Source organism: uncultured Fretibacterium sp., assembly GCF_938030725.1.
Classification (GTDB): Bacteria; Synergistota; Synergistia; order Synergistales; family Aminobacteriaceae; genus Fretibacterium.
The window spans coordinates 1-3,496 of record NZ_CALHIQ010000144.1 but is presented as its reverse complement, the minus strand read 5'-3'; the positions used below and the strand labels follow the sequence as shown (position 1 = coordinate 3,496).

Annotated in this window: 2 protein-coding genes and 1 pseudogene; 2 read left to right on the top strand and 1 reads right to left on the bottom strand. The window is 62.0% G+C overall.

The window, feature by feature from the left end:
- Positions 1-761: 761 nt before the first annotated feature.
- Positions 762-1,841, bottom strand: a complete 1,080-nt coding sequence (locus tag Q0629_RS08260) for a hypothetical protein (RefSeq protein ID WP_298781275.1) — start codon at positions 1,839-1,841, stop codon at positions 762-764.
- Between the two features lie 229 nt (positions 1,842-2,070).
- Between Q0629_RS08260 and Q0629_RS08255 the strand changes: the two genes are divergently transcribed.
- Together Q0629_RS08255 and Q0629_RS08250 are read left to right on the top strand one after the other, a co-directional pair.
- Positions 2,071-3,009, top strand: a complete 939-nt coding sequence (locus Q0629_RS08255) for a hypothetical protein (protein ID WP_298781272.1) — start codon at positions 2,071-2,073, stop codon at positions 3,007-3,009.
- A 333-nt stretch (positions 3,010-3,342) separates the two neighbouring features.
- Positions 3,343-3,496 (top strand): annotated as a pseudogene (locus Q0629_RS08250) (flagellin); the annotation flags it as partial.

Below are 3,496 nucleotides of genomic sequence, written 5' to 3'. Positions count from 1 at the left end.
GTTATGACGTTGGTCATAGCCACCGCCCAGGCCACCCCGGCCGTCAGCGCCAAGGTCAGCGCCAGCAGGCCAAACAGTTTCAGTTTCTTACTCAACCGAAATTCCTCCTCTCAAAATCCGAATCCCAAGGGCAGGTGCAGCGCCCCGAGGATTCAAGCCACAAAGCGCGCGTCCGTTTTTCAAACGGACAAATTTAAATCCTGATCTTGCCTGTTATCCTTCCCTAGTTGCGATAACATGCCGCGGCCCGAGGGCCGCACCGCCCGCGCCGCCTTCCTTACAGGCAGCACGGCGTAAGCGCAGAGGGCCGTTTCCAGCCCGCAAAACCAAAGAACGCCAGCGCCGGCAAACACTCCTTTCTGGCAGAGACTCCGCCCCCACGGCGTTTGGTTCGTCGCACGGGCGCGGCCGCCGGGGACGTTTTTGAAGTTCGGCAGAAGACAAAGCGACGCCGATAGAGAAGCCGCGCCTTTGGTATAGAATTATACACGCAACGCCGCGGTAAATGCAAGACCTAGGGACCCTTTTTTGCAGAAAACCGCAAATTTGTTCCGGGAGGCGCGGGGAAACGGCCGGAGGAGCGGAAGATAACCCCCTCCACCTCACTTCGTTCGGCCACCTGATGAAGCCCCTATTTGTCTAACATCTCCCGCTAACGCCGAAAGACGACAATAAATTGTCCTCTTTCGGCACAGCCGACCGACACGACGCCGACCGCCTGTCGGCGTCCGTAAGTCGTGTCGTCTGGCCGAACCCCTCCGCTACCGCTTCTGCAGGGCCCGGACCTCCTCCGGCGTCATCCCCACCACCCCGGCGATCTGCTCCGGCGTCAGGAGGCCCGACGCACAGAGCTGCCGCACAACCTCCGCGCGGCCAAGATCGCGGCCCTCATCCTTCACGTGCACCAGGATGCTCTCCATCTTCGCCCGTTCCTCCGCGCGGCCCTCCGCGCGGCCCAGCTCACGGCCCTCAGTACGGCCCAGTTCCTGCCCCTCGCGCATCAGTCTTTCCGAGTACAGCTCAAGAACCTGTCCGCCCATAACCTCGTGAACCTCCCTTCGTATCCTACTCTCAGTCCCCAGCATGTGGTCCACTACCCTCATGATCAGCTCCATCAGGTCCGCTCGCGAAAGTTCCTCGTCCTCGTCCTGCACCAGCCCCCTCAGGATCGCCTCAAACTCCTGACGAAGCTCCGCAAGCCTCCCCTCGTCCTCCTCGATCCGACAGAACTGCTTCTCGTAGCGCATGACGTAGTACGGCAGAAAAAACAGCAGCCGCTTCTCGAAAATCTTCTCCCGCGTGTACTCCTGAACCTTGACTACAGGCGTCCTGTACCAGAACACGCCCCCGTCCGGCAGGTTCACCTTCACCTTGAGCTCCTCAGGAGTGGTCCGCCCGTGGCGCAGGTACAACACGCAGGAGTGCGGAAAGCTCATCTCGCAGCTCCCTCCGGCCCTCAGCGCCCCATCCAGCGCGATGCGAAAGTCGTACTCGATCATCCGCACCGCCATCGTCCCGTCCGGCGTGCTCTGGCACTCCACGTGGTACGTCCTGTCCCGAACCTGCAGCACGGAGTCCGTCACCGTCCTCCCGCCAGGCCCGATCTGCTCGTTGCGGAACTGCTCCATGCGTTCGTCCGGACCATAGTCCGTCCCAAACACCTCGTTCAGCACCGCTGGCACAAGACGCGGCAGCTTCTGGAGCATCGTCCGAAACACGTCGTCAAAGATCGTCCCGCTGCCAGGCTCCCCAGCCGGACGCCCCTCCAGCTCCTCCGTCCCCATCGTCCTCTCTCGCCTCCACACCCTCGACTGCACTTCTCCGCCTGCATTATAACCCAACGGCGCACCGTACAAAAAGGGCGGAAAGGCCGCAACCTTCCGCCAAAAACCGTTCAATATGCCCACTTCCCCGACAGAAGGCGGGCCGAAAAACGACCCCTCCCACCCTTCGGGCCACCTCCCCTTTCAGGCGAGGCAGGGCAAGCGCCGAGTATTCCCCTGTTTCGGACGGTTTTGAGCGAGAGGGCTTGTTTGTTATAATGAGGCCAGGAGCTGAAGGGATGGGGGGATGGTGCGGATGCTGGTCAACACGCCCTACGACGACGTGTTCCGAACGCTTCTGAACGATTGTTCGAGCCTCATTATCCCATTGGTGAATGAGATATTTCACGAGTCGTACTCCGGGGACGAGGCGGTGGAGCTCTACCCGAACCAGCACTTTATCAACGGTCAGGACGGCAAGGAACGTGAGCGCATCACGGACTCGTGCTTCGGGATACGGGGCAAGTCGCTGAAGAAGTACCACATCGAGTGCCAGAGCACGTCGGACGACACGATGCTGGTGCGGATGTTCGAGTACGACGCGCAGATTGCGCTGGATGCGGGCGAGGTCAACGATGGCGTGTTGACGGTGCGTTTTCCTGCGTCGGCGATCTTGTACCTGCGGTGCCGCGCAACCACGCCGGACGTGCTGACGGTCCGCATCGAGCTGCCCGGCGGAAGGTCTGCGGCCTACGATATCCCGGCGATGAAGGCCCAGCGGTACACGCCGGAGGAGATATTCTCCAAGGGACTGCTGTTTCTCATCCCCTTCCACATTTTTGCGCATGAGAGGCGACTTGGGAGGTACGAGAGGGACGAAGGGCTGCTGCGGGACTTTCTGTCGGAGTACGCAGGGATACGGGATCGGCTTGAGGGGCTGGCGGAGAGCGGGAAGTTGACGGAGTACGTGAAGCGGACGCTCGAGGAGATGTCTGGTAAGGTGTTGGAGCACGTAGCCCGTCGACACAAAAAGGTGAGGGAAGGAGTGAAGTCCATCATGGGAGGCAGGGTGTTGGAGTACGAGGCGAAGACGATCCTGAGGGAGGGCATCGCTCTGGGGCGAAATGAGGGCATCGCCTCCACGGCGCGGCGGATGTTGGTGCGGGGCGTACCGCTGGAGCAGGTCGTCGACTTCACCGGCCTCTCCCCGGACGAGGTCGAGGCGCTGCGACGGGCTCAGCCGTGAGGCTGACCGCGAGGCCCAAGGATGTGATTGGCCAGGCGCTCCCCGCGTGGGGGCGCCTGCGTTTTCCCCCCCCTGCCGGTTGACTTTTATCCGCCTCCGCGTGCTATAATAGCTTTGCGCAGGTCTTCGGCCCGTTCGGGCGCCCGGAGGGGACGGAGGCGGCGTGCAAGAGCGCAGGCCCGGAGCGCAAGAGGCGCCGCCGGGCGGGAACGTCAGGAAGCTCAGCCGGAGGCAGGGAGCCGTGCCGGCATGGGCAAATGTCCGTATCCATGGAGGAATCGGACATTCACGAACCGGGCGTACGGCCCGGACAGGGAGGTCATTCGTATGTCTATGGTAGTTATGCACAACATCCCCGCTCTTTCCGCCTACAACACCGTCAACCGCACCAGCAGTTCGCTCCAGAAGTCCATTCAGAAGCTCTCCACGGGCCTCCGCATCAACAGCGCGGCGGACGACGCCGCCGGCCTCGCGATCAGCGAGAAGA